Source organism: Devosia rhizoryzae (genome assembly GCF_016698665.1).
Classification (GTDB): Bacteria; Pseudomonadota; Alphaproteobacteria; order Rhizobiales; family Devosiaceae; genus Devosia; species Devosia rhizoryzae.
On the sequence record NZ_CP068046.1, the window covers coordinates 1,807,435 to 1,826,796 of the forward strand.

Annotated in this window: 22 protein-coding genes; 2 read left to right on the forward strand and 20 right to left on the reverse strand. The window is 65.4% G+C overall.

The genetic code is table 11. The features are described 5' to 3' along the window. Positions 1–72: 72 nt before the first annotated feature. From JI748_RS08930 to ccmI, 4 genes are read right to left on the reverse strand one after another with little or no spacing between them, the layout of a single operon-like run. Positions 73–537 (reverse strand): cytochrome c-type biogenesis protein, encoded by a 465-nt coding sequence (locus JI748_RS08930; protein ID WP_201629702.1) that lies wholly within the window; start codon positions 535–537, stop codon positions 73–75. Next, the gene (locus JI748_RS08935; protein ID WP_201629703.1) at positions 534–2,507 is read right to left on the reverse strand and encodes a heme lyase CcmF/NrfE family subunit; all 1,974 of its coding nucleotides are present in this window, start codon (positions 2,505–2,507) and stop codon (positions 534–536) included. Before JI748_RS08935 ends, JI748_RS08930 begins: the two co-directional genes overlap by 4 nt. After that, positions 2,504–2,944 carry a cytochrome c maturation protein CcmE gene (gene ccmE, locus JI748_RS08940; protein WP_201637179.1) on the reverse strand — a complete coding sequence of 147 codons (441 nt, stop codon included), beginning with the start codon at positions 2,942–2,944 and terminating at the stop codon, positions 2,504–2,506. Before ccmE ends, JI748_RS08935 begins: the two co-directional genes overlap by 4 nt. A 29-nt stretch (positions 2,945–2,973) precedes the next feature. Then, positions 2,974–4,050 carry a c-type cytochrome biogenesis protein CcmI gene (gene ccmI / locus JI748_RS08945; protein ID WP_201629707.1) on the reverse strand — a complete coding sequence of 359 codons (1,077 nt, stop codon included), beginning with the start codon at positions 4,048–4,050 and terminating at the stop codon, positions 2,974–2,976. Positions 4,051–4,188: 138 nt separating this feature from the next. Between ccmI and JI748_RS08950 the strand changes: the two genes are divergently transcribed. Together JI748_RS08950 and JI748_RS08955 are read left to right on the forward strand one after the other, a co-directional pair. After that, a complete protein-coding gene (locus JI748_RS08950; RefSeq protein ID WP_201629708.1) occupies positions 4,189–5,265 on the forward strand; it encodes a hypothetical protein in 1,077 nt (358 codons plus the stop codon). Continuing rightward, on the forward strand, positions 5,262–7,223 hold the full coding sequence (locus tag JI748_RS08955) for an FAD-dependent oxidoreductase (protein ID WP_201629711.1): 1,962 nt from the start codon (positions 5,262–5,264) through the stop codon (positions 7,221–7,223). The genes JI748_RS08950 and JI748_RS08955 overlap by 4 nt, the downstream gene beginning before the upstream one ends. Here JI748_RS08955 and JI748_RS08960 read toward each other — a convergent pair. From JI748_RS08960 to JI748_RS09030, 16 genes are all read right to left on the reverse strand, one after another. Then, positions 7,220–8,437: a hypothetical protein gene (locus JI748_RS08960; protein WP_201629712.1), complete on the reverse strand. Its 1,218-nt coding sequence runs from the start codon at positions 8,435–8,437 to the stop codon at positions 7,220–7,222. The genes JI748_RS08955 and JI748_RS08960 overlap by 4 nt on opposite strands. Before the next feature lie 82 nt (positions 8,438–8,519). Next, positions 8,520–8,999 (reverse strand): RT0821/Lpp0805 family surface protein, encoded by a 480-nt coding sequence (locus JI748_RS08965; protein ID WP_201629716.1) that lies wholly within the window; start codon positions 8,997–8,999, stop codon positions 8,520–8,522. A 61-nt stretch (positions 9,000–9,060) separates the two neighbouring features. Then, complete coding sequence (locus tag JI748_RS08970; RefSeq protein ID WP_201629718.1) at positions 9,061–10,437, reverse strand: sensor histidine kinase; 1,377 nt, start codon at positions 10,435–10,437, stop codon at positions 9,061–9,063. Positions 10,438–10,602: 165 nt separating this feature from the next. Beyond that, positions 10,603–11,262, reverse strand: a complete 660-nt coding sequence (locus JI748_RS08975; RefSeq protein ID WP_164534957.1) for a response regulator transcription factor — start codon at positions 11,260–11,262, stop codon at positions 10,603–10,605. 34 nt (positions 11,263–11,296) lie between these two features. Next, complete coding sequence (locus JI748_RS08980) at positions 11,297–11,596, reverse strand: hypothetical protein (RefSeq protein ID WP_164534956.1); 300 nt, start codon at positions 11,594–11,596, stop codon at positions 11,297–11,299. Positions 11,597–11,671: 75 nt separating this feature from the next. Then, positions 11,672–12,409, reverse strand: a complete 738-nt coding sequence (locus tag JI748_RS08985) for a glycoside hydrolase family 108 protein (protein WP_201629725.1) — start codon at positions 12,407–12,409, stop codon at positions 11,672–11,674. After that, complete coding sequence (locus tag JI748_RS08990; protein WP_201629732.1) at positions 12,402–14,906, reverse strand: baseplate multidomain protein megatron; 2,505 nt, start codon at positions 14,904–14,906, stop codon at positions 12,402–12,404. The genes JI748_RS08985 and JI748_RS08990 overlap by 8 nt, the downstream gene beginning before the upstream one ends. After that, entirely contained in the window at positions 14,852–15,694 is an 843-nt protein-coding gene (locus JI748_RS08995; RefSeq protein ID WP_201629734.1) for a hypothetical protein, read from the reverse strand. Before JI748_RS08995 ends, JI748_RS08990 begins: the two co-directional genes overlap by 55 nt. A gap of 131 nt (positions 15,695–15,825) precedes the next feature. Beyond that, positions 15,826–16,095: a hypothetical protein gene (locus tag JI748_RS09000; RefSeq protein WP_201629736.1), complete on the reverse strand. Its 270-nt coding sequence runs from the start codon at positions 16,093–16,095 to the stop codon at positions 15,826–15,828. Between the two features lie 140 nt (positions 16,096–16,235). Beyond that, positions 16,236–16,655, reverse strand: a complete 420-nt coding sequence (locus JI748_RS09005; RefSeq protein WP_233280471.1) for an NlpC/P60 family protein — start codon at positions 16,653–16,655, stop codon at positions 16,236–16,238. Further along, positions 16,652–17,377, reverse strand: a complete 726-nt coding sequence (locus JI748_RS09010; RefSeq protein WP_201629738.1) for a DUF2163 domain-containing protein — start codon at positions 17,375–17,377, stop codon at positions 16,652–16,654. The genes JI748_RS09005 and JI748_RS09010 overlap by 4 nt, the downstream gene beginning before the upstream one ends. Further along, the gene (locus tag JI748_RS17600; RefSeq protein ID WP_407644922.1) at positions 17,265–17,543 is read right to left on the reverse strand and encodes a baseplate hub domain-containing protein; all 279 of its coding nucleotides are present in this window, start codon (positions 17,541–17,543) and stop codon (positions 17,265–17,267) included. The genes JI748_RS09010 and JI748_RS17600 overlap by 113 nt, the downstream gene beginning before the upstream one ends. Next, positions 17,540–18,157: a DUF2460 domain-containing protein gene (locus tag JI748_RS09015; RefSeq protein WP_201629739.1), complete on the reverse strand. Its 618-nt coding sequence runs from the start codon at positions 18,155–18,157 to the stop codon at positions 17,540–17,542. Before JI748_RS09015 ends, JI748_RS17600 begins: the two co-directional genes overlap by 4 nt. Positions 18,158–18,294: 137 nt before the next feature. Further along, entirely contained in the window at positions 18,295–18,843 is a 549-nt protein-coding gene (locus JI748_RS09020) for a phage tail tape measure protein (protein WP_201629740.1), read from the reverse strand. Continuing rightward, on the reverse strand, positions 18,833–19,024 hold the full coding sequence (locus JI748_RS09025; RefSeq protein WP_201629741.1) for a rcc01693 family protein: 192 nt from the start codon (positions 19,022–19,024) through the stop codon (positions 18,833–18,835). The genes JI748_RS09020 and JI748_RS09025 overlap by 11 nt, the downstream gene beginning before the upstream one ends. After that, positions 19,021–19,335: a gene transfer agent family protein gene (locus JI748_RS09030; protein ID WP_201629742.1), complete on the reverse strand. Its 315-nt coding sequence runs from the start codon at positions 19,333–19,335 to the stop codon at positions 19,021–19,023. The genes JI748_RS09025 and JI748_RS09030 overlap by 4 nt, the downstream gene beginning before the upstream one ends. Between the last annotated feature and the right edge of the window lie 27 nt (positions 19,336–19,362).

Sequence of the window (19,362 nt, forward strand, 5' to 3'; positions counted from 1 at the left end):
GAACGTCCCGCCTTTCTGTGAAGTTGCGCCGACATTAAACCTTGGCAATGTTGGCGGCGGGATTGCGGCGGGCTATGGCCGCGGTTGCTCGCGTTCCAGTTCGGCCAGCGCAGAAGCTTCTTCCGCGGACAGCTCGGACGGTCCGACAGAGTGCGTTTTCCGGCGGGCAAGAAGCAGCGCCGCAAGTCCGGCCAGCAACAAGATGGGGGCAGCTATCCACAACAGGACCGTGTGTGCTCCCAGGCGAGGATTGAGCAGCACGTATTCGCCGTACCGGTCTACTAAAAACTGCTCGACCTCGGCATTGCTGTCCCCCGCGACCAGCCGCTCACGCACCAGGACGCGCAGGTCTCGCGCAAGATCGGCGTCGCTGTCATCAATGGATTGATTCTGGCAGACGAGACACCGCAGGCCCGCCGAGATTTCGCGGGCACGCTGTTCGAGTGCTGCGTCGGGCAGGATCTCATTGGGGCTCAACGCAAGTGCCGGACCCGACAGCGCCAGAAAAGCGCATAAGATTACTATGCGCAGCTTCATTCTGCCGCCTTCGGCATGGCTTTGCGGGAGGGCTGCGGAGCACCAACGCGCAGGCGGCGGTCGGTGAGCGACAAGACCCCTGCCCCAGCCATCACCAGCGCCCCAAGCCAGATCAGGAGAATATAGGGCTTATGCCAAACTCGAATGACATGGGTATCGTCCAGCGGTTCTCCGAGCTGCAGGTAAAGCTGCGAGAGGCCATAGCTCTGAATAGCCGCTTCGGTGGTGGGCATGCCGCTTGCCACATAGGTGCGCCGCTCTGCGTCGAGCTCCGCCGTTCCGCCGCCGGGCGCCGTTACGGTGAAACGGCCGGTGTCAGCGATGTAGTTAGCGCCGGTCGATTGCTCGAAGCTGTCAAAGGCGATGACATAACCCGAAAGTTCCGTCGTCTCGCCCGGATTGAGCGTAGTGACGATTTCGGTTTCCCAAGCGCTGACGCTGACGATGCCCAGCACCGTCAAGCCAAGCCCGAGATGGCCGAGTGCCGTCGACCAGATGCTGCGCGGTAGGCCGATCAGTCGCCGCACGCTTTCGGCCGCCGGAATGCGCCCGATACGCGCTCGCTCGATCACCTCGGCCAGCGCGCCGAACGTCACCCAGAAACCAAGCAGCAGCCCAAGAGGCGCAAGGGAAATTGAGACGCCGCCTAGAGCGGAGATCAAGATGGTGAGGAAGATCGCCAAGGCCGCCATGCCGATCAGCCGCTGCCCGGCCGCCACGAGATCTGCGCGCTTCCAAGGCAGGAGCGGCCCGAAAGGAAGTACCAGCAGGAGCGGCGCCATCAGCGCGCCGAAGGTCAGGTTGAAGAACGGCGCACCCACCGAAATTGTCGTGCCCGTCAACGCATCGAGCACCAGCGGATAGAGCGTGCCAACCAGCACCGCGCCGACCGCCGTGGCGAGAAATAGATTGTTTAAGATCAGCGCCCCTTCGCGGCTGATCGGCGCGAAGAGCCCGCCTTGCCGCAGCGCCGGGGAGCGCAAAGCAAAAAGAAGAAAGGCACCACCAATCAGGATCGCCAGGATGGAGAGGATTACCAGGCCACGCGTAGGATCGCTGGCGAAGGTATGCACCGAGGTCAGAATGCCCGAGCGAACGAGGAACGTGCCCAAGAGCGACAGCGAGAAGGTGATGATGGACAGAAAGACAGTCCAGATCTTGAGCGCATTGCGCTTTTCCATCACCAGCGCCGAATGGAGCAGCGCCGTGCCTGCCAGCCAGGGCATGAAGCTTGCATTCTCGACCGGGTCCCAGAACCACCAGCCACCCCAGCCGAGTTCGTAATAGGCCCAGTAGGAGCCCATGGCGATGCCGAGCGTCAAAAAGATCCAGCTCAGCATCGTCCAAGGCCGCACCCAGCGGGCCCAGGCCTGATCGATGCGCCCCGACACAAGCGCAGCGATCGCAAAGGAGAAGCAGATCGAAAAGCCGACATAGCCGGCGTAGAGCAGCGGCGGATGGATCGCGAGACCGATGTCCTGCAACACCGGATTAAGATCGGCGCCTTCCAGCGGCGGTTGCGCCAGGCGTTCGAAGGGGTTGGACGTAAAAAGCGTAAAGCCAGCAAAGGCAGCCGTCAGCAGGCTCTGCGTTCCAAGCACCAGATTGTTGAGATCGGATGGCAGGCGCCGGCCAAAGGCGGCCACTAGCGCGCCGAACAGCACGAGGATCAGGATCCAGAGAACCATCGATCCTTCATGGTTTCCCCAAACGCCCGAGATCTTGAATATCAGCGGCTTTAGCGAGTGGGAATTGTTGGCAGCGAGCGCGAGGCTGAAGTCGGAAACAACAAAGGCTTGCACCAGCGCCAGGAAGGCGACGGCCACGAGCACGAATTGGAGCACCGAAGCTTGGCGCAGCACCATCGAGAGCCGGTCGCCCCTTTGCCACAGCAACAGGCCACCGATCGCCGAGACCATCGATATGGCGAAAGCCAGGATCAGCGAAAAATGGCCGAGCTCGATACTCACTGGCCGCCCTCCGGGCGCCACTCACCCTGTGCCTTGAGCGCCTCGACCACTTCCTTGGGCACATAGTTCTCGTCGTGCTTGGCGAGCACGTTGGTGGCGGTGAAGCGTCCGTCAGTGCCCATGCTGCCTTCAGCCACCACGCCCTGCCCCTCGCGGAAAAGATCAGGCAAAATACCGCTATAGTGGGCGGTGATGTCCATGCCACCATCGGTAACGACAAAGGTGTTGTCCTGCCCGCTACGCACCCAGCTGCCGTCCTTGACCAGACCGCCAAGGCGGATTGCCTGACCCGGCGCGACATCTCGAGCCGTGACATCGCTGGGCGAGTAGAAGAACACGATCTGGTCGCGCAAGGCCGTCAGCACCAGAGCCGTCGCGATTGCCAGGACCACAGCTAAACCGGCGATCACCGCTAAGCGCTTCTGCTTGCGAGTCATGCCCTTGCGGCGGGCGGGAGCAGGTGCGGTCACTGGCCGCCTCCATTCAGAACAAGGCCCGCGCCAAGCGCAAGCGTATCAAGGTCACCCCGATCAAATGCAGCAGGGTAAGCGGCAACGGCATCATCGTAGGCGTCTTGCGCTTTGTCGAGGTCGTTGAGCACGATGTAGGCCCGCACCAGCTGCGTCCATTCTTCGATGGTACCGCCGTCAACCGCCAGTCGCTCGGCCAGCCCCGCGACCATGCCGCTGATCATCTGCTGCTGATCGTCGGCAGTTGTCTCGACGCCGCCGTTTTGCGCCACGGCGAGCCCCTGACGCGCGGCGGGCAGCCAGCCTTCGTCGCCGGTCGAGAGGTCGATCGCGGCCGACCAGAGCCCTGCCGCCTCGTCATAGCGCTGAAGCCGCATCAGTTCGGCCGCCAGATAGAGACGAGAGCGCACATGAGCCGGATCGCTCTCGACCGCATCTTGCAGCAGTTGCAGCGCTTCCTCGGAGCCGGCATCACCGGCGGCCAGCATGAGTGCCTCGGCAAGGTCGGTCTGCAGTTCTGCTGTCGGCTCCGATAGTGCAATGACCCGACGATAGGCCTCGGCAGCATCATCGAAACGGCCAAGCTCGACATAGGCCGGCGCGATCACCGTCCACCCTCTGACATCGTCCGGGTCTGCAGCCAGTCGCGCTTCGATCTGAGTGATGGCAGCGTCCAGATCAAGGTTCTGCGCCGCAACTTCGGCACGCCCGGCAAGCGGCTGGGCCGACATTTCCGGGTGGCCCATCGCGGCGTAAAGGCCAAGACTCAGGGCGGCGATCGCGCCCAGACCGATCAGGATCGTACCTTGCCCAAGAGACTTTGCATCTGTGCGGACATCACCCTTGCTGCGCAACACTTCGCGCGCGAGTTCCGCCCGGGCTGCCAGCGCCTGATCAGGGCCGAGCTTGCCGCTGGCAACATCGGCATCGATGCCGGCAAGTAACAGCTTGAAATGGTTGTTTGTATCGCCTGAATCCGGGCTGGCTGCGTTGACCTCACGCCCAGCTGCCGCGTAGAACAACGCAGCGCAGGCGACGGCGGTAACGGCTATGGCGATCAACCAGAAAATCATGGGCCCCAAACGCTTGTCTGCCACGCGCGGCAAGGCATGGTTCTCTATAGGCCGAATGCGGCAGAAAGCCATCAAAACCAAGCGTGAACGGCCGGACGCATTGCCACAGGGGCCGCTTGTCGCAGGTTTTTGCCGCCCATGAGCGACACGCAGGCCGATTTCGCCGTCTTCGGGTCCACGCCTTTGGCGCGCCTCCTGGCAGGCCTTTTGGCTAGTGTGCACGGTCGCAAGGTCATCTTTGTCGGCGAAAGCCAGTCCGGGTACCGCCTCCCGCGCAGCATCGAACTTTCCGTCGCCCCGGTAACAAGGCCAGAAACCTGGGCGCTCCTTGCCGAGGGCGTCGCCGAGACCATGCGCCTGATCGGCAAAGTTGCAGGCAGAGCCGCATCCAGCCGCGTCGATCCTATCTTTTTCGCGGAAAGTGCGTGGGGCATCGAGGCCCTGTCCCACATCCGCCACATGGCGATGGGCTTCCGCATCGCTGCAGAGCCCGTCGCGCCATCGCTTCTGGGCGCCGGCCGCAGCGGCATCATTCTCCGCGACGCCATCCGGCTCAACCGGCCTGTCCTCGAACCTGCCCTGGACCTCTGGCTCGACCGCCACAAGGTGCAGCGGCTTGCTCCGGACCGCGTGGAGATCGCCCTCGACGGCTCGGTTTCGATCCATGCGGGCGGAAAATCGTCCGCAGCGCAACAGGCGGTCCTCGTTGACCCCGAAGCCATCATGGCCTGGCTACCCCTGCGGCAGTGGCCGACCTTGTTCCGCCGCCAGCCCGCCGCAACGATCCTCACGACGCCAACGCAACCGATTGCTGCTCCAGTCATGCTGGAAGTGGGCGACGGCACGGTTCTGCTGCAGCAGGCCGAAGGGGGCATCGCTGGGATCGGGCGGGGTGACCTTGCTGCATTTTCCGCCTCCATGCGCAGCCTCCTCGGTGCCGAACGGCAGGTCGAGCAAGCCGGGCAAACGGCCTTTCCGGCTCTTGTCACGGCAGACGGCGCCCCCGCCGTGGGACGCGCCGGCGGAACCGGCGCGGATGTCGTCGCCAATCTGGGTATGACTGGCGTCTTCTTGGCTCCGGCTCTGGCGCGGTGGCTCGCGGGCGACGCACAGCAGCATCAGGCCAACTGGTTTGCCGCGCGCCTTGTGACCCGCAATGTCCGGTCCGCCAGCGTCTCCGAATTCGCGCCCCCTCTGGAGGATCGCGTCGCATGAGGCCGCAGCACAATCGTCTGCCCGCCGACACCCGCCGCGGCTTCGCCGGCTCCGCAATCGACCGCTCGCGCCCGCTTCAGTTTCATCTCGATGGCCGGCAAGTTTCGGGTTTCGCCGGCGACACGGTGCTAAGCGCCGCTATTGCTTCGGGCATAGATACGATTGGCACCCACGCCGATCAGCCCATCGGACTCGCGTCCCGCTCCACCCCTGTCATCAGTCCTGCGAGCCTCGCCAACGATCCGCAGCGTGCCTTGCCCATGGCGCGAACGCCCGCAACCAATGGCGCCGAATACGTAACGCTTGGGGGCAAGACCATCAGTGCTCTGGGCCGCCTGTTCCAGCCCGGACGAACCCTGGGCTTGCCCCTTGATCAGCCCAAGGCCCTCGCCCGCCCGTGGCGCGCCATGCCGGGCACCGTCGAGCCGGCAGGCGATCTCATCATTATCGGCGCCGGCGTCGCAGGCCTCTCAGCCGCCCTTGCTGCCGCTCGTGCTGGTCTGCGCGTGACCGTCGTCGAGGCTAACCCCTATCTCGGCGGCCATTCTGGTCTGTTCGGCACCCAGGAGGGCGAGGACAGCCCAGAAGACAGCATGTCCCGCCTGACCGGGGAAGTGGCAGCCAATGCTGCAATCACCGTGCTGCGCTCCACCCATGCCTTCGCGATACGGGCCGGATCGGTACGCGTTCACCGCGTCGAACTGGTTAATGGCTCGCCCCAAGCCAAGGTCGTCGACCTCGAAGCACCGCGCATCATCCTTGCCACCGGATCACTCGAACGCCTGCCGATCTTTGCCGGCAATCGCCTCCCCGGCGTCACCGGCACACTCGACGCCTATGAGCTGGCTTTCCGCTTCGGCGTTTGGCCAGGTCACTCCGCTGTGGTCGCGACAACAAGTAATCCAGCCTATCGCCTTGCCATGCTGGCCAGCGACATCGGCGTATCCGTTTCCCGCATCGCCGACAGCCGCCCTGCTCCGGCCTCGCGATTCATCGAGTTCTCGCGCGCCTATGGCATCGTGCAGGCGCCCGGCGCCGTTCCGTCCATTGCCACCATGACCCGCAAAGGGGGCACGCTTTCAGTTGAACTCGAAGGCAGCACCGCCCACGCTCTCACGACCGAGCGCCTCCTGTTTTGCGGCGGGTGGCAACCGGACCTCACGCTCTGGCACGTCGCCGGTGGCGGCAGTCGCTGGAATCCTCTGCGGCACCGGCTCGAAGCCATCGGCATGATGGACGATATCGCCCTTGCGGGCAGCGCCGCAGGGTTTCTCACCCGCCGCGGCTGCATCCAAAGCGGTGCCGACGCCGTCGATGCCCTCCTCGGCCGCGAGCGTCACCCGATCGAAGATCCGGTGATCGACGCACTCTATGAAACTCCGGACGGCACTTGCCCGGTCGGACCCATCCGCCGCGACCCCGAAAGTTATCTCGATGGCGGTGCGCAGCTTCTCACCCGCCCGCATCCGCCGCGACGCCGTTGGCCCTTCGGCAAGGCCAAGGACGTCAGCGGCGTCACCGCGCTTTCTGAAGCCCCCCAGCCGCTCAGCATCGCCGAAGTTGGCGCTGGCGTCGATCTCGAGCTTATCCCGCACGAAGCGGCTGGCGTTGTCGCGCAGGAGCGCGTGGCGCTGGTGCCGCTCAGCGCCCCGTCCTCCGAGGCTCCGGTGGCGAATGCTTCCCCAGAGCCCGATCACATACCCGCATATTTGCACGGACGGTTTGGACCTGAAGCGCAGGTCGTGCGGCTGATCCCGTTCGAGCAGCGGCGCTTCAGTCCCGGCGCGCTGATCTATCGCACCGCCGACGCCGACCAACCGCTGCTGGCCATTGGCGTAGTGCTGCGGCAGGCCGACACTGCCGCCACGGCGCTGGTCGAGGCGGCAGCCGCGCGAGCCAACCTGCCGCTCAGCGTTCGCGACCATGGCCGCGCCATACCGGTCAAGATCGTAAGCTAGACCCGCCGCTCCGCCGCCGTCCGAGCGCGCTTCAGCGTTTCGGCATATTCGGGGTTGAAGCGGATCTCGGCCATCTTGATCGCCGCATCGAGCCTTGCGCCACTGGTCACATCGCTCGGGTTCTGCCGGATCAGGTCCAGATTGCGCTGAATGTGGATCTCCAGCGCCTGCCCGGACTGGCTCCAGGTCTGGTCAAACACGGCATTGAGCGCCAGCGAGTCGCGGCTGTCCCGCACCGCCGAGAGCAGATACATGCCGTTGATCGCCGCCAGCAGCCGATCTTCATCAATCCTGTCGATGCCTTCGCGGGGGCGGCGCATGGCTTGGTTGAGGTCGGTCACGACTTCCTTGAGCCGCGGCTCGATCCGGTCCGAGACCAGCTTGGTGATCGTCGACAGCACCTGCGTGGCCCGGCTGCCGCGCGAAAACTCGATATAGCTCGTCAGCGCCCGCACCAGCCGGTGGAAGCGTTCGAGGCTGCGGCAGACTAGGTCCGTGTCGGCAAAGGTGCCACTAAGCTGCAGGTGCTGCAGTTGGTTCTGCGCATGCGCAAGATAGGCGTCCACCAGCGGCGCAAAACCGTTGCGCGCGATGGCCGCTTCGCTGGCATTGCCGGACAGCTTGATCACCGCCGCGATCAACCGCGTCGGATTAGCCACCTGCCCCAGCGCCGCATGAAACAGGAGCGCTGCGATCTGCGCGTCCAGCAGCGGCATGGATTGAAGCGCCACGCCCAGCGCTCCGTCCTCGGTGATCGTGTTGATTGCCTTGCCAAAGCCCTGAGCCTTGGTCAGCAGCGCCCGAGAGCGAAGCGCCGCCAGCACCACGCCCACTTCTTCGCGCGCATGTTCGCGTGCGAACTGGGCGCGAAAACGGCGCATTGTTTCGGTGTCGCCGTCGATCTTTTCCAGCGCCGCCTTCATGCGCGCCAGCAGTTCCGGCATCAGCGGCTCGAGATCGGAAGCCTTGAAGGCGCCATTCGACACGCCCTCGGCCGAAATCAAGTCGGAACCGACGTCGCGCAACACCCATGTCCAGGCCGCTACCGCGCCGGCGCGGTCGACTGACCCGGGAAAACTGAAGGATACTGGACCTTCCACCAGAACAGGATCGATCAGGCCGCAAAATGGCTTGCGTGGGGCGGCCGAACTACGGGCCGCCGGCCGGGTGACTTGGGCAGCGGCGGCGGCTTTGCTCTGAGCGGGCTGGTTCATAAGGCTTTAAGGTCGGGGACTATTCATCCTCGACCCTATAGCGCCCTGGTAAACAAACCTTTTTGCGGTCCTCAGATACGGGTTATGCCGCGCCCTGGACCACGTTCCAGTTGCCGTTTTGCTCGCGGCAGGCGGTACCCTTCTTGACGAAATCGGTGCCGCCGATCTTCACGGTATGAGTGAAATCACGGCAGTCGAGATTGTTGACGCGCACATAGGGACCCACGGCAACCGAGCCGGTCGTGCCCTTGTCACCCGCCCACTGGCGCGGCGCACCCGGGCGGCCGAACTGCAGCGCATAGAACTGGGCGCTGTTCGCCTCGTTGGAGTCCTTGGCCGTCATCTGATTCAGCGCCGAGGCATCGACGAAACCATTGGCGATGCTGGTGGTCAGCCGCGCCGTTTGCACGGTCTGGGCCGAAGTGGCCACCATGGGCTGCGCCACCACAGGCTGCTGCTGCACGACCACCGGCGCCGCGGCCATCTGCGTGGTCCCGGCGCTGGTGCAGCCGGCAAGAGCCAGGGCAAACAGGGGAAGGGCGAATAAGGTCGAGCGATTCATATCGATTGTGGCCTTTGGCTGCGGTCAATTGCTTCTTGTGGCGTATTACGGCGAAAGTGCGTCACTCCGGGGCCGGCCGCGCCAGCCCTCCCAGGCGCGCCGTCGGCAGCCGCACTTCGACCAGCAGCCCGCCAAGCGCGCTGCGCTTGAGTTCCAGACTGCCGCCATAGACATCGACCAGTTCCTTGACGATATCCAGTCCCAGTCCGGTGCCCGGCGTTTTCTCGTCCAGCCTGACACCGCGCCGCAACACTTTCGTCGCGTCTTCCTCGCTGAGGCCCGGTCCATTGTCCTCGATCGCCAATACCAGCTGGGTCCCCTTGGCGCCGCGCTCGCTCACCAGCTTCACCCCGACCGCTCCCCGCGACCACTTGCAGGCATTGTCGAGAACATTGCCGGCCACTTCTTCAAGGTCCGCTTCATCACCCCGGAACCACGGAAGCGACGGATCGGGCGTATCGAACGCGATGTCGATGCCCGGATGAATCTTGCGCATGACCCGCGTCAGGCGCTGCAGGATCATCGCCGCATCGGCCTTCTTGCCCACCACCGAGGTGCGTGCTGCCAGCCGCGCGCGCTCGAGATAGGTCGAAACCAGGCTGCTCATCTTTTCGGTTTCGGATGTGACGACGTCTGCCAGTCCATCCTTTTGCGCCACCGCCTCGTTGCGCAAAACCGCGATCGGCGTCTTGAGCCCATGCGCCAGGTTGCCGACCTGGTTGCGCGCCCGCTCGATGATCTGCGCATTGGAGCGCAAGAGCTCGTTGACCTCTTCGGCCAAGGGCGCAATCTCGGTCGGATAGGTGCCCGACACTTCGGCCGCATCGCCCTCGCGCACCTGCTCGATCGCCGTGCTCAGCCGCGAAATCGGCCGCATGGCAATGCGCGCCACGATGGCGCTCATGATGGTCAGCATCACGCCCACTGCGCCCAGAACGATAAAGGCCTGGCCGCGGAAGTCGTCGACCAGCTCAAGTATTTCGGTGAGGTTGCCGGCGACCGTAATTGCGTAGCGGCCGCTTTCCAGCGTCACGCTCCGCTCAACCACCCGCAGACGCGTTCCGAATGGGTCATCCACAACTTCGGTGCTGCGCCCCCGGGCATCGGCGCTGGCCGAAACGCCTTGGAGGTCAATACCGACCACCGACGTTGAAAGATTGACCAGCCGCCCCGCATCGTCGCGAATGATCCAGTACCAACCCGATCGTGGCCGCTCGAAGCGCGGGTCGGCCAGGGCAATCCCGGGGTCTTGGGGATCGCGCGTGTCGAGTAGCGCTCCGGCGAGGCTTTCGACATGAAAGTCCAGCGTCTCGGAGAGACTGGTATCGAGCGCCCGCGAATAAAGGTCCGACAACAGATAGCCCGTCGTCATCATTGCCAGCACGAGAAAGCCGGCTGTCAGCCAGAACAGCGACGCCGCGATCGAGCCTTTACGCACCTCGACGCAACCTCATGGCGAAATGTTCGGCTCCCCTCCCCCTTGAGGGGAGGGGCTGGGGGTGGGGGTCCATCAGTGGGCCACTCAGCCACCCCCACCCTCGTTCCCTCCCCTCAAGGGGGAGGGAGGCGCGAGGACAGCCCCCTCTGAGTAGGTTCTGCATTCCTAATCTTCAGCGATCTGGTAACCGAGCCCGCGCACGGTCTGGATACAGTCGTCCGGCAGTTTCTTGCGCAGCCGGCCCACGAACACTTCGATCGTGTTGCTGTCGCGGTCAAAATCCTGGTCGTAAAGGTGCTCGGTCAGTTCGGTGCGCGAGATCACTTTTCCCTTGTGATGCATCAGGTAGCTCAGGAGCCGCAACTCGTGGCTGGTGAGCTTTACCGACTGTCCGTCCACCGTGACCTTGCCCGAGCGCGCATCGAGCCGCACCGCGCCGGCAACGATCTCGTTGCTCGCATGGCCAGCCGCCCGGCGGACCAGGGCGCGCACGCGGGCTAGGACTTCTTCCATGTGAAAGGGCTTGGCGACATAGTCGTCGGCGCCGGCATCGATGCCTTGCACCTTGTCGCTCCAGCGATCGCGTGCCGTCAGCAGCAGTACAGGCGTCGTCCTGCCCGCCCGCCGCCATTCTTCGAGCACCGAAAGCCCGTCCATCTGCGGCAGGCCAATGTCAAGGATAATGGCATCATAGGGTTCGGTGTCGCCAAGGAAGTGCCCTTCCTCGCCATCGAACGCGACGTCCACCGCATAGCCAGCTTCGGTCAGTGCATCCTTGATCTGCCGATTGAGGTTCGCATCGTCTTCGACAACTAAAATACGCAACGCTCAGGCCCCCACCCGATCAAGTGTTCAGCTTCTATTGTGCGTTCAGCACCAGGTTCTGCGCCTGTCCGTCGCTGCTCAGCACGCCGATAACATATACCAGCGCACCGCCTTCGTCACAGACCTGAACATTGAGGATATCGGTACTGGAGTCGACGCCAGCCGAGGCCAGGACCGCATCGAGCGACATGATCTCGCCCGATGCGACGGCTTCCTGGATCTGCCGTTTGTCGAGGCATGCCTGCGCCTGCGACTGGCCGGTACCGGCCAGTGCCAAGGCAAGAGCCAGTGCCATCGCGGCCACGGCTGAAGGTTTTGGTGCTTTGAGTTTCATGATCCCAAATCTAGCGGCAGGTTGCTGAATGGGACATGAATGGGGCGGAGACCCAACGGATCCGCCCCTTCGGCCCTAGACTTTGCCGATATCGGTCTTGAGGCCCTGCCGCAGGAAGATAATGGCCAGCGCCTCGAGCACGAGACTGCCGGCCGATCCGCCTTCCAGCGAAGGAACTTCGAGACCCATAATCTGCGCGATGCCTGCCAAAAGCATCAACGCAGCGACGATATAGGTTTTGTAGCCTGAAAGTGCATCCATCGTCTTTTCTCCTTTAGTGATTGTGATCGGCCGAACCGCCTTGAGCGCAACGGCACGCACTGCGGCGACCCGTTTGGTCCAGCCGCGCCCGAAGGTCGGAAAGGTCGCAAGATTGCGCAGGAAGCTGAGCCGCCCATCGCAAAGGGCATTGACCGTGCGCTTGCCGTCGGCCTGACGCACAGCCGCAAGGGTCACCGGGCCGACGACCCCGTCGGCGGCGACACTCAAAACTGCCTGCAAAGCTCTGATCGCCCGGTCGGGCCCGGAATTGACGGCATAGTCGAAGACCGCGAGATCGATGCCAATGGGCAGGCGGTCGGCCCCGGACGCCTCCCAGTAGAGCGCTCGATAGATGCGCCCGGCCTCAGCCCGGCCGAGTTTTCGAACCTCCTCCTTGGGCAGCGCCGTCCAGGGCGAGACCTGCCGCCATCGCGCCAGCGTCTTGCGAGTAATCCCCATATTGGTGGCGCCACCCGGATCGGTCGGATGATCCGAGTAGCCGCCTTCGTGTTTGAGCACCTCGGTGAGGCACGTCTCGAACCGGTCAGCCATTGAACCTTCCCCTTCCCCAATATCCTGCGCCGAGCACGGGACTGACCTGCGCTACGGCAAAGTCGAACGCCACCGCCGGCCCAGCGAAGTCCGCGAGCTGGTCGGCAACCAGATAGCTGGCGACATTCTCCGCCGTCGTGATCGTTCGTTTGAGCGTCACACCATCATAGATATCGACCCGCCAGGTTTCTGGTCCGGATTCCTGGCCTGGTTCGGCCACGCCCCAGCCATCGCCATTGGCGCGGCTGCGGCGCATCCAGCGCAACAGCACCGACCCATCTGCCTGCCGCTCCGCCGCTAGGTGAACCGGCGCTAGTGGCAGGGCCGGCCCGGGATCGAGGTCGACGACCAATGGTCGCCCGGCCATGTCGGCAGCACCCGCAAACACCCGGAGTGTGCGCCTTTCGCCGATGCGGTGCGCTTCGACCGGCAGGCTTACCGTCCCAGCGCCCAGCACCATGACCCGTCGCCCGCCCGAAATTGCCGCAGTTTGCGAGCCTTGCAGCCCCCTCAGCAAACGCGTCAGGCGGTAGCGGCCGGCGCTGATCAGCTCCGCATCGGCAAAGCCGATCACTTCCCAGCCGCCGCCATCGGTTTCCACGGCCAGCCGATTGCTCCCGGCCAGCGCCGCAGCCTCCTTAACATCGGCGAGATGCCCCGATCGCAACTGCACCTCGAGCACCGAAGCAAGGTCCCAAACTGCCTCCAGTCCCGCCCCAATGCCCGCCACCACGGTGCCGATCACCGCCGGGCGCGCCAATCCTGCCAGCGTCGCGCCAGTCACCTCGTCGGTCACGCGCACCGGGCCCGGCCACGGCTTTGCGAAAGCGCCCAGCACCAGCCGCGTTTTGTTCGGATCATCGGGCAGCGGCGGCAGATGCGTTGCCACCAAGACCGGCACCACCGCCGGCATCGGCACCCCGCCGCCACCGCGCGGCCGGTCCACGCCGGTCGCCACGGCATCTCCCCGCGCAACTGCCGTCGCCGACACCCGCCGCACCGCTCCGTCCCGGATTTCCGTGACCTCGAACGGCCCCTCGGCCAGTTCCGGCAAGGCAATGCGGTCGCCCGGCTCAAGCGCCACCCTGTTCGGTGGCAGCGCCAGCTCGACGCGATCACCGGCCACCCCCTTGGCGTCCAGCAGCCGCTCTGCGGCCAGTCGTGCACCGGCTCCATCCAGCACCATCGGCAGGCTCTGGCTTTGCAGCGGTCCATTGCCCGGCCGCAATGCAGTTGCCGTCGCCGTCAGGTAATCGCGTTCGCGATCGAAGTAACCCAGCCCTAGCCGCCCGGCCTTTTCCGCCCCATCACCCCGGCGACGCGTCACGACCGGTGCATCTAACTCCGCCAGGAGGTCATGCTCCAGCGTCACCACCGCGCCGCGCACCAGGCCGACCAGGGTCCCATTGCGCGCCATCAGCTTCTGTCCGGTAATCTCCAGCACCGGCTCGATCGCCTCGCGCGCCGTACCCGGCCCGCGCACCAGCACACCGCCGATCAGCGGCGCTGCCGGGGCTGCCTCGACCGCGATGCCATGATCGGCCGCAATCGCCCCGATCAATTCGTCGCTCGACGCGCCACCCAGCCGCCCGGTCAGCCAGTGCCCGGTGCGATGGTTCGGCCCATCCGACCACACCTCCTCCAGCGCCGGAAAACTTGGAAATGGCCGCGCATCCCAGGTCCAAAGATAGACCCGGTCGGTATCGACCATCCCCGCCGGATTATTGGCCGGATCGCGCCAGAACTGCTGATGCGCTCGCAGAAACTGCCGCTGCATCAGTCCGTCCGGCATGCCGCTCGAAAAGTACGGCCGCCCGCCCTCGGCGCTCTTGTCGTCACCAAAAATGTTGGGCTGGTTCGCCCCCTTGTCAACGGCGCCGCAACCGAGTTCCGTCAGCCAGATCGGTTTTGACCCCGGCACCCATGCCGTCGGCACCGCGCTTCGCACCCCGCCCGGCCGGTCAAAATGCTGCTGGCTCCAGAAGGCGCGGATATCCTTGTAGCGCCACACCCAGGGCTCGCCGTAAGCCCCGTCGGTGATCGGCGTCCTCACCTGCGCGCGCCGGTCCGCGTCGCTGGCATAATACCAGTCGAAGCCCTCGCCTCCCGCGACATTGCCTTGAAGATAATCGAGCGCATAGGCAGTCTCGGCCAAAGCCGCATCGAGATGACCCTCGCCGTCGCGCCAGTCGCTGAGCGGCATGTAGCAGTCGATCCCCACCGCATCGATCGCAGGCGAGGCCCAGAGCGGATCGAGGTGAAAGAACTTCTCCCCGGCCGCCTGATAACCCGAATACTCGCTCCAATCCGCCGCATAGCTAAGCTTTACGCCCGGCCCCACCACCGCCCGTACATCGCCTGCCAGCGCCACAAGCGCATCGACGAACGGGAACGTGTTCCCTGCTCCGCGCACGGTGGTCAGCCCCCGCATCTCCGACCCGATCAGCAGCGCATCCGCCCCCGCGGACGCCGCGATCGACGCATAGTGCAGAACCATGGCCCGATAACCCGGCACGAAGGCCGCAACTCGGCCGCCGATGTCCCAGTGATCCGCCCGCGCCAAGGGTAAGCTGCCTGCTCCATCCCGCCATACGGGTCCGGCAGGCCATTCCCCGCCGGCACATCCATCATCAACAGCGGATAAAGCGTGACCTTGACGCCCCGCGCCCGCAAATCCGCAATCGCCGCCAAAACCGTCGCATCCGAAGGCGTACCGCCATAAGCCGGCCCGCCATTGTGGTAGGAAACCACCGGCACATCGCCGCGCCCCAGCCCCGCGACGCTCCAGCTTACGCCCTCGATATCACGCCCCGCCGCCTCCACCCGCGGGCTCACCTGGCAGTGGGCGCACCTCAGATCGTCGCCGAACCAGCTCACCACCAGCGCCACATGCTCCAGGTTGGGGCATAGCGCCATCAACTCGTCGATGGACCAACTCCAGTTGCTGACGCCGGGCAGGAGATGGGCGTTCTCGCTCACCCCCTCGCCCTCGCCCAGCACCCGCACCCGCGGCACCGGGTCATAGCCGAACTCGGTCGCCCCCGGGATCACCGTCACCGCGCGAATGGAGGGTTCGAGGTCGCCCACCACCCGGCAAAGCTCCACCGAAAGCTGCGGAATACGATTGCCGAAGCGGCTCAGCGGCAGGTTCTCGACCACAAGGTAACAGAGCCCGCGATAGGCCGGTGCATTGCCCACCCCCTGCACCGCCTCGATAAGACTGTCCGGCAGTTGCCCTTCGTCGCCGTGATAGAACCGCAGGTTCAGCCCGCGCGTATCGAGCAACTACCCGTCCGCCCAGATCCGACCCAGCCGCGCCACCCGCCCTTCGCAAAGGCCCACGGCAAAGCTTGCCAGCACCTCCTCGTGCTGTTCGGGCTCCGGTTGCGCGAACCCCTTCGAGCCCGCCGTTTCGGTCACCTGTCGCAACAGCTCGCGCGCCCAGATGATATTGCCCGAAAGCCGCCCCCAGCCATAAAGCCGCGGGATCGCGGCCCCTCAGTCGAGCCGCCCAGGCGCACGTCGGACATCGGCGCCTCGCCCGCCTGGCGTTTGTCGCCAAACAGCATGCCGTCGACCGCCGACCCCGCCAGCGCCCCCAGCGCCCGACCAATGGTCGCCCCGATCGGCCCGCCAAACACGCCGCCAACAAACTGCCCGGCAACCGACAATGCCAGTGTGGCCATGTCTTATTCCTATCTTTGGTAAGCGCACAGGACTGCTCCCCTCCCCCTTGAGGGGAGGGGTTGGGGGTGGGGGTCCATCAGCTGGCCACCCAACCACCCCACCCTCAGTCCCTCCCCTCAAGGGGGAGGCAAGCCGAGCCTCAGATGTTCGGAAACTCAAACCGTCCGCTCACCCGCCGCGCCCAACCGTCGGTCAAATTCGCCTCCACCACGCCCAGATGCTCCTGCGCATGGATGAACCGCTCGGCCGAAACCATGATGCCGCAATGGCGTGCCTCGCTCATGCCGCCGAGCCGGAACAGCACCACCTGCCCCGCCCCCGTCGGCCCATCGACGAGCAGCAAAAAGCGCTCGGCCGCCGCGCGCAGCGCCCCATCCGCTTCCCCGCGCCAATCCGCCCGATAGGCCGGCACCGCCACTGGCTCCGCGCCATAAAGCGCACGCCAAACCCCGCGCAGCAGCCCCAGGCAATCGCACCCTGCCCCCAGCGTTGACGCCCGATGCCGATAGGGCGTGCCCAGCCATTCCCGCGCCGCTGCCAACACAAGATCGGCGTTCACGGCACCACCGCCCGTCCGTCCATGGCATCGCCGCTGCGTGGATGGCGCAGCACGTAGTCGCTGCCCGGCACATGCGGAAAGCCGCGAAAATTGACCCCATTGCCGAACCGCGCCTTGCAGGTTGCAAAGCGCCGGTCGCAGCCAACCGTCACCTCGAGCACATCGCCCGGCTCAACCCATTCGCCGACCTTGGTGGCAAAGCCCAGCACATCGCCCTCCGGCACACGCCGATGCGTCAGCACCGGATCGGCGAGGCCCTCGCGCCTGCCGACACTCCAGTGCCCCACCCCAAAGGCAAACCAACCCTCGTCGAACCCGCCCAGCCCCGCCACCAGCACCTGAAACGGATCGATCACCGCCAGGACGGTCGCCATGCCCCGATGCGCCGGCAGCGTTAGATCAACGCCGCAGCGCCCATCCCCCACCACCGCATCGCAGAGCCCCTGATAAAGCCGGCCCCGCACCGCGTTCAGCGCCTGCTGCGGCGATCGGAGCTCGGCCCGAAACACCCCGTCCTCGCGCACGATCTCGCCGATCGTATCGACCCGCAGGCGCAGTCGCTGCTCCGGCGCTGCCCAGTTCACCAGCCAGGTTTCCACCTGCGCGCCGTCATAACGACCGAGCAAAATATCGTCCTCGGCGATTGCCGCGCTGGCTAGCACGCCCAGCACCTCGCCCGTCTCGACCTGTGCCCCCAGGCGCGCCGGGCACCTCGCCGCCATCGAACCCATGCATCGGCGCGCAGCGCGTTCCCTCGACCACCAGCGCCCGATCATGATCGGTAAAACCCAGGACCACGCCATCGCTGCGCAACACGCGCCAGCAATGCGCCGTCGTCGTCTCGCCCTGCGCCAGGTGCGCGGCAAAACCGTCCGCCACTGCCCTCATGGCAAAATCTCCACCAGCGGTATGCTCGGCGCCTCGGCTCCATCGAAACTCGTCAGCTCGATGTCCAACCGGTCGGTATCGAAGCGCACCGGCACATCGAACAAAAACCCCGCCGTCACCGCCGCGCCACTGGCCGGCGCCACCGCAAAGCCGACGACCCCGGTGGTCACATCCACCGTCCAGCCACTTAACTCGACGCCCCCGACCGCGACCCGCACGCTGCCCGCCACCGGCTTGGCGATCGTCCGCAGGTACGGGTCGAACGCCGACCCATAGCGCTTGCTCAACTGAAACTGCGTGCGCACGCCATCGCCGGTGCCGATCAGCTGGTCGGTCGGCAGCGGCACCGTTCCGCCCGAAGAATGATCCAGCCCGTCGCGCCACAAGAACCCATGCAGCCGCCCGCGCCTTTCCTCGAAAAAGGCCAGCACCGCCTGCATGTCGGCCCGCGATTTGACGCCATAGCCGGCATTGTAGCGCCGCCGCGAATGATGCCACCGCCCATTGCGCCGCTCGCCACCGCCCGCCAGCTGCACGACATCGGTCTTGCGCTCCGGCCCACCCCGCGCCCCCAGCGCGATATCGAGCGGAAACCTCGTATGATGAAAGGTCATGGTTTTGATCCTGGAAGACACCCCCACCCGACCTCCCCCTGCAGCAGGGGGAGGAGTCAAATCGGGGCTGTCGAAAATCGTGCCGCACACGCGATCAGTCCCTCCCCCTCCTGAAGGGGGAGGCTAGGTGGGGGTCTTCAACTCCCCCGACTTCCTCTGCGCACCGCCCGCAACAGCATCGCGCTCACCTCCGCCTCGCTGGCCGCAAAGCTCCGTGCATCGCTCGCCGTCACATTGAACGTCACGTTCACCGCGCCTCCACCGCCCGCCACGCCCAGCCTTCCGTCTGCCCCACGCTGCAGCGGCATGATCGCTTCCGGCCCCGCTTCGCCCGCCAGTCCCATGCCCTTGCCCAGCGGAAAGTAACTCGGGCTCGCGATCACCCCGCCCTTGGCAAAGGCGGTGACCCCGCCCAGCGCCGGGTTGGTCGCGGTGAAAAGGTTTTCCACCAGCCCGACGACCAGCGTGCCCAGCGGCTTGAACGCCGCCTTGAGCGCGATATCGGCAAAGGCTCCGGCGATATCGCCCAGCACCGATCGGAACGACTTGCCGTCCGTCACCGCCCCGCGAAATGCCCGGCTCACCGAGCGCGCGACCCCATCCGCCAGGTCGCCGATGCGGCCCAGCTCCACCGAAACGTCGCTCAGTTCGTCGCGGAAGCTTTCGCCGAAAAGATCAGTGGCCATCGGGAAAACGCTCCATCAGTTCCTCAAGCCCCGGCCGATCCAGCGGCCCGGCCCGCTCGCCCATGACCGCGCCCCAGGCGCACGCGAGCTCGCGCGGCGTCATGCGCCAGAACTGGTCCGGCGGCAGGCGCAAGACGCCCAAGCCAAACCCCATCGCGTCTTTCCAGGGAAAGGGCTTCATTCCCCATCCCCAAAGGTTGCCTTCAGCAGCCGCACCGCAATCTCCGCTGCCCCGCGCAGTCCGCCCTCGATGGTCAGCCGCGCCAAATCGTCATCGGTGATGTCATTGCCACCGCCCCGCAGCCCCGCCCCCAGGATCGCCTTCAGATCCCGCGCCGAAATCCTGCCGCCCCCAAACCGCTCCGCCAGCCCGGCGAGGTCACCAGCGCCCAACCGCGCCTCCAACTCCGCCAAAGCCCCTAGCGTCAGACAAAGCGTCACCCGCTCGCCGCCAATCTCGGCCGCGATCTCGCCTCGATGAATGTTCGTCATTTCGTTTTCCTCGCACCGCACTATCGG